6 protein-coding genes are annotated in these 6,177 nt (G+C 64.7%); all 6 read right to left on the bottom strand.

What is annotated here, in order from left to right; all coding sequences use genetic code 11:
• Nucleotides 1–1,717, bottom strand: a 1,717-nt coding sequence (locus tag V5A20_RS04535; RefSeq protein WP_332326809.1) for a putative baseplate assembly protein, incomplete at its 3' end; no start/stop codon positions are given.
• 64 nt (nt 1,718–1,781) lie between these two features.
• Nucleotides 1,782–2,156, bottom strand: a complete 375-nt coding sequence (locus V5A20_RS04530) for a GPW/gp25 family protein (protein WP_332316378.1) — start codon at nt 2,154–2,156, stop codon at nt 1,782–1,784.
• A gap of 96 nt (nt 2,157–2,252) precedes the next feature.
• A complete protein-coding gene (locus V5A20_RS04525) occupies nt 2,253–4,010 on the bottom strand; it encodes a hypothetical protein (RefSeq protein ID WP_332316379.1) in 1,758 nt (585 codons plus the stop codon).
• A 39-nt stretch (nt 4,011–4,049) separates the two neighbouring features.
• Complete coding sequence (locus V5A20_RS04520; protein ID WP_332326808.1) at nt 4,050–4,763, bottom strand: phage baseplate assembly protein V; 714 nt, start codon at nt 4,761–4,763, stop codon at nt 4,050–4,052.
• A 56-nt stretch (nt 4,764–4,819) separates the two neighbouring features.
• On the bottom strand, nt 4,820–5,908 hold the full coding sequence (locus tag V5A20_RS04515; protein WP_332316381.1) for a phage late control D family protein: 1,089 nt from the start codon (nt 5,906–5,908) through the stop codon (nt 4,820–4,822).
• Nucleotides 5,909–5,970: 62 nt separating this feature from the next.
• Nucleotides 5,971–6,150: a hypothetical protein gene (locus V5A20_RS04510; protein ID WP_332316382.1), complete on the bottom strand. Its 180-nt coding sequence runs from the start codon at nt 6,148–6,150 to the stop codon at nt 5,971–5,973.
• Nucleotides 6,151–6,177: the final 27 nt, after the last annotated feature.

The raw sequence follows: 6,177 nt of genomic DNA, 5'->3' as shown, positions 1-6,177 counted from the left end.
CGTCCGGGCGGTTCGGGTCGGAGGCCGGGATGACGAGCACAGTCACCACCCCCTCGGCCCGTACGTCCGCTCCTTCAGACCCGGGGTGATACAGCGGGAGCACCTCCACCCGACCCATCTGGACCCCAGGGGTGCGGCGGGCAATGGCCTCGAAGTCGTCGGTGGCCACGAGGCGATTGCGCCGCTTCAGGTACTCGGCGATGCGGCGCTCGGCTTCTTCGGCCGGTTCCTTCGGGGCCCCGCCCCAGGTCCGAATCGGATTCTTGACCTTTACGCCGGACGGCAGGTTCGGGCCTTTCTGAATGGCGCCGATGCCCACGACGCCCTGCTTGCCCCCGCCGTAGTCGTAGTCGGCCTGAATGACGGCGGCCGAGGGAGGACGCGCCCCGCGCAGGCCATCGCCGAATTTGATTGTGCCGGACATGCGGTCGAGCGTAAACACCCGTGGATCTCCGTCCCGTGCGGTTCCCTGTCCCGGTGCGCGCCGGGGGTTTCCCCTCGGGACCTCCGGGGGGGCCGCCATGAGGTCGTCGATCCGTGACCACTGCTCTCCGCCGACGGTCACCTCCAGGCTCTCGGGAAGAACGGGCGTGTTGGCAAGCTGCGCCTCCTGGTCGGGATCGCCGGTGCCCTTGCCCAAAAACTCGTTCCGGGTGCGGGCGCGCTGCTCCACGTAGGCCCCGTTCACGCCGACGTGGCTGAAGCTGGAGGGAAGCGAACTCTTCTCGGTTCCGGCGGCGGACTCCGGCTGGATGCGGATCCAGGTGATGAGGCGGCCCTTCACGTTTGTGTCCTCGAGCGACGGCGGATATGCCCCGGTCCCGGCTTCGGTCGGCTCCAGGTCCGTCCAGGTCGTGAGATTGTCTTCTCCAGGAAGGGTCAGGTGGGCCACCCCGGGCTCGACAAGCAGATTCTGTTCGGCCCGCACCTCCAGCGGGCGGTACCGCGCCGTGTCGCTGTCGGGCCGCGGCACCGAAAAGCGAAGTCGTCCTTGACGGCTCTTGTCCGACTCTCCCTTCGGCGGAAGCACACGGTCGGCGTCTTTCAGCGACGGGACCACGGCCAGCGAGAGGGTCGCCCCTCCCAACACCGCACGGACGTCTGCGGGGTTGTCGCCGGGACGCGCAAGCAGCGCCAGCCAGAGCGATTGATCGCGGTCTGGCGTATCGGTGTCGAGGTCGACCACGGGCAGGGGCGCGCCGGGCGAGGGCGACGAGAGAGCAGCGGTTTCGTAGAAGGAAGGATCTTCGGGAAAATCGGAGGAGAGCTCCCGGTAGTGGGCCTCGGTGCCGGGTGCCACGTCTGATGTCTCCCTCTTTTTTTTGTAGTAGACGCGTCCCTCGATCGGGAGCACCTCCACGGCGTTTGTCGTCCGGAACGGGACCTGTCCGGCACGGACCTCTGTTTCGCTCGGGACGGTCTCCGCCTCCGCCGGGCCTCGGGGCCGACTGAACTGGATGAGTCCCTCAGCGACCGTGGCCGGCTGTCGCTCCACGCCCAGGAGCTTTAGGAACTTGAGCCGGTTGCGCTCCGGCACGCGGTTGGCCCGGTACAGCATGCTCTCGACCACGAACGAGACGACCTGGAGCATGGTAACGCCCGGATCGCTCTCGTTGAAGTTCGTCCAGTCCGGGTTGTGGGCCGGTATCCGCGACAGGGCCTCATCGAGGATTTCCTCGTAGTCGCGGTCGTCAATGGTCGGCTCCGGGAGGGACATGGGGGGAGTGCGGGATTCAGGGTTCGGAATGCGGAGTGTGGAGTGTATTCAACCGTCTCCAAAATCAACCACCGAGGTCGACGGTGAGGCGCACCTGCTCGCGGGTGTCGGTGTCACGGACCGTATAGGCGATGGTGAGTTCGACGGCGCTCGGCTCGTCGGGCACTGCCTCGGCACTCACCTCATCGACGGCGGCGCGCGGCTCCCAGCGGGCGAGGGCACGCCGCGTGTGCTCTTCAATCTGGGTGCGCGTGGCGAGGGTGTTCGACTCGTACAGGAACGGCTCCAGCCCCCCGCCGAAGTTCGGGCGCATGATGCGCTCCTGCAGGTTCGTCTGGAGGATGATTTGGATCGACTCGCGCACGTTCTGCGCGCCGGACGACCAGGCGACCCGGCCGTCGGGGCCAATGCGAGGCGGAAAGGCAATGCCGCGGCTCATGGGGGTTGAGGAATGGGTGCGCAGGAGAAGGAGAATGGGCGAATGAAGTTCGGCTTGGCACCGGGAATTTGCTTAGTGGCCCGAGAACACAAACTCTCACGAGTCGCTCGACGGGAGGGGGAAACAGATCTTGAAGAAGGGGAGCCACCAAAACACGACGTTCAGGGCGAGCACGATCACCAGCAGCAGAATGAGCGCGCAGATGGTAATGATCGGAATAGAGAGCGAACAGATCATGCCGATGTTCACCTTGGGCGCCGATCCTACGTTGCCATTGTCGATCGCCTTGATCGAAAGGTCCTGTACGCGCTGCGCCTGTTTGCGGAGCTCTTCCCCAAAACGCATGGTGACGCTCTGGGAGGAATCACGGAAGTCCTGCACGCTCGCTCCCGGCAGGGTAATATTGATGTCCCGCGGAGGGGCCTGGGCGTCGAAGAATGAGGCGAGACGGAATGCACGAGACGGCTCACTCACCTCCCGCCGGAGCGGCGCCGGACAGTTCGGCCGCTCGTAGACGCAGCGCACGACGTATATGCCTCCCTCGACGGGCTCGGTGGAAGGTGGGCGCAAATCATCAGACTTCCCCGACGTTTCATTGTCTCCATCCGCCCCCTCAAGTGCGCTACTAACCTGTTTTTGGAGCTTCGGTCGTTCCTCTGACAGTTTTTCATCGGCGGTATTCGGGACCAGAATTGTGTTCAGGTCCTCGATCAGTTCCGATCGGTTGTATTGCTTCCCTCCAACCGAAAAATGCGGCAGGAAGACTGCGTTGAGGTCCCCCCCTTCAATGTCGCCTTCGTGCTCGGCAACGGCGCGGAGGAGATCGATCGCGCCGGCCGCCTGAAGTGTGTCGAAGACGCTGGTCTGTCCCGTTCCGAACCGGCCTTGCTCCGTAGGCTCTTTGATTACCGAGGCGACCTCCGGAAGGTGCGCGTCGAGGAACTGCCAGAGGTCGAGCCACGCGAAGAGCAGCGGATCCCGCACGTCCGTGGCAGAGACGTCCGATGGCGATTTTTTCAGCTGATCACGGATTCCCTTGAAGGCCTGGATGACCCGCGTCTCGAATTTCGTTTTTCGCGGGTCATCGAGCGCGTACTTGGATTCGGCGTTCCGGTCGTTCGGGACCGGAGGCGAGTCGTCCTCCCCACTCGTGTGCTGAACGGGCGCCGTTTCGTATGTCTCGCGCTTTGCAACCGGAATCAGGCCTGCCCAAAGGCGGCGCTTCCTTTTCATCTGCTCCACCGGCGTCTGCGGCGCATAGCTCTGCGGAAACATGGACAGACGCTCTTCATGCTCCAGCACGTCGATCGGATTGTCGGCTCGGCGCCACTCGCCCGTCTTGCCATTTGCCTTTGCCGCGCCGTTCTTCCCCGAACCGTTCTGCGCCGAGCCACCGGACGAGCCGTTCTTCTTCGCCGGCGTCTTCACCCAGCCATACTCGGCGTACGGCTCTCCGTCGACGTCGACCGACCCGGACACGTCCGGCACGAGGCGGCGCAGGACAAAGGCAGCCTTCTCCTCGTTCGCCGTGTCGACGGCCCGGTCCGGCAGGCCCCGCTCGCGGCACACCAGGCTGGCGGCGACGAGGTAGTAGCGCTCGTGGGCCGGCTGGTAGAGCGGGATCGGCCCCTCCACCGACTCGGTGGACCCGTTTTGGCCGAGATACGTCTCGCCTTCGGCCCGCTTCTCATCGAGAGCGTTCGGCGTATTTTCGAGCGTCGTCTGCAATTCCGCCATGAAGTCGTCCTGCTTGAACTGCAGAAGCTCCGGCCTCTGCAGACGATCACCAGTTCCGTTCTGCAACCGCTTCGGCCAGAGCGGGGCCGGGCTGTACCATCGGATGTCGTGGGACATGGCGTGGAGGGGAATGAGCAGAAAGGAAGTGGGGCCGTCTTACCAGATGTTGCCGGCCCCTGGCGTGTAGCTGGAGCTGACGACGCTGTTGGTGATGACGGTGCTGGCCTGCACGACGCCGCTGAACGTCGACATCCCCGCGTTGACGGTGACGGTGCTGGCGTTGACCTCGACCGACGCGCCGGTGTTGATCGTGACCTTCGAACTGGAATTCACAGTGATGCCGCTGGACTCCATCGTGACGGAGTTTCCGTTGCTGTCGCGTGCCTCGATGACGCCGGGGCCGTCTTCAAGCGTCACTACCTGCCCACCGGGCGTCTCCAGCTTGAGGGTTTCCTGGCCATCGCTGTCGTCGAGGGTAATCTGGACGCCGTTGCGGGAGCGGAGGACCTTCTTGTTGTTGCGGCCAGCGCTGTCCATCTGCTCCGGCGGGTCGTCCTGTCCGTTCCAGAGGGCCCCCACGACGTAGGGGCGGCGCGGATCGCCGGCTTCGAAGGTGACGAGCACCTCGTCGTCCTCGTCCGGCACAAACCAGCTGCCGCGATCCGGCCCGGCCATCATCGTGGCGAGCCGGGCCCACGCCTCGTACGAGTCGTCTTCCGAGTCCGGCGACCACGGGAGCTCCACGCGCACTCGGCCCTGCCCGTCCGGATCGACGATGTCCGTCACGACGGCCGGATACACGCCGTAAAAGTGGCCGCCGAAGCCGTCCGAAAGCCGCCGGTCAATTTTCTGGTCGTGGGTCTCGCTCATCGCAGTCTGCAGTCTCATGTGAGAGGATTGGAGAGACATCGTCCCGTATATGGCGTCTATTGCCCCAGGTACGGGCGCTGAGCCGTGAAATGGGTGCGGTACCCATCTTCGGGATTGAAGGTGTGACGGACTTCCGTGAGGGTATACCGTCCCCCCTCAAACCGCTCCCCTACACCGACCAGCTTCACCTGGGCCCCAACCCGAAGGCGCCCGTCCCCCTCCGCCACGCCTCGGGCCTCGACGAAGCGTCGGGCGTGTTGCCGAAACGACGCTTTGGCGATAGCCCGGGCCTCGTCGGTCGTGAGCGGCGTCGTGTGTACCATCTGCTGCGTACGGCCCCCCAGCGCCTCCTTGAGTGTATCGGCCCCGCTGCGGCCTCCGTTGAGCTCTCCCTGAAGGACACCCTTATCGGCGGTTTCCTCGATCGACTCCTTGGCCTGCACATCCCACCCACTCACCGTGAAGTCCGTCTGCTGATGCGCGAGGTCAGCCCGCACATTCACGGACCGCAGCCCCTCCCCGTACGTGAGCGTCAGGTCGCCGGCGTCCCGGCGGGAGCGCTCCTGCATCCGCAGCGTCTTGCCCTCGATCCATACCTCCGCGTCGATGGCGCGGGCCCGGTCGCGCAGGAAGGCAAGGTCGCTCTGGTTGACCTGCGCGAGGACGTTGTGCGTGGGCCCGTCGACGTCGACATCCGTCTGCAGACTGTGATCGCGGGCAATTTGCCTTGCGACATCTTTGTCGGAGACATCCTCGAAGGTGCGGGTGCGGCGCGTCATGCGAAGGTCCTGCAGGCGGTCTTCCGCCAGCACAACGAGGGACGGCGCCTCGGTGCCGGGCACCTGCGACTCCAGGGCCGTCACGCGCCCCTCGAACACTGTCTTTCTCTCGCTCCCGGCGAAGGCGTCGATCGTGAGCTCCGTCCCGAAGTCGAAGGTGTCACGGTCGAAGTGGACGAACCCCATCTCGTTGCGCCCGACCGGCCCCCAGTTGGCAAAGGTTGCCTCACAGTCGTATAGCCCGTCGGTCGTCTCCTCGACGCGCATCGCGAGCAGGTCCTCCCTCAGGTTCTCCCGTACCTCCCCATCCACGGCGAAAGTGGGCCGCGCCGAAACGACTCCCGTCTTGACTCCAGCATCTGGCATGGGAAGGCGGAGTTCAGAATTCAGAGTGGGGCTTGGACGTCTCAGCTCACACGTCGTCCTAGTCAATGGGCCCGGAGGCGGCGCTTTCGTCGCTCCTTGCGCTCGACGATCTCAGTTACGTCGATGGCACGGAGGAAGACGGGCTTCGGGGAAGATTCCGACGCAGGCTCTCCATTCTCGGTGGTCTCGTCCCCAGCGGAATCGTCAGGGATGACTTCAAAGTCATTGATTACAACACTCATGGTGGACTGGCGAATCCGATTCGAGGA

The sequence above is a fragment of the Salinibacter sp. genome (genome assembly GCF_036626415.1).
In the GTDB taxonomy this organism is placed as follows: Bacteria; Bacteroidota; Rhodothermia; order Rhodothermales; family Salinibacteraceae; genus Salinibacter.
Note: the sequence above shows the minus strand (reverse complement) of the source record. Positions and strands in the feature narration are given on the sequence as shown.

Excerpts from the sequence above, each read along its gene's own strand:
- V5A20_RS04530 (WP_332316378.1), bottom strand. The coding sequence starts at position 2,156 with ATGAGCCGCGGCATTGCCTTTCCGCCTCGCATTGGCCCCGACGGCCGG.
- V5A20_RS04525 (WP_332316379.1), bottom strand. The coding sequence starts at position 4,010 with ATGTCCCACGACATCCGATGGTACAGCCCGGCCCCGCTCTGGCCGAAG.
- V5A20_RS04520 (WP_332326808.1), bottom strand. The coding sequence starts at position 4,763 with ATGAGCGAGACCCACGACCAGAAAATTGACCGGCGGCTTTCGGACGGC.
- V5A20_RS04515 (WP_332316381.1), bottom strand. The coding sequence starts at position 5,908 with ATGCCAGATGCTGGAGTCAAGACGGGAGTCGTTTCGGCGCGGCCCACT.
- V5A20_RS04510 (WP_332316382.1), bottom strand. The coding sequence starts at position 6,150 with ATGAGTGTTGTAATCAATGACTTTGAAGTCATCCCTGACGATTCCGCT.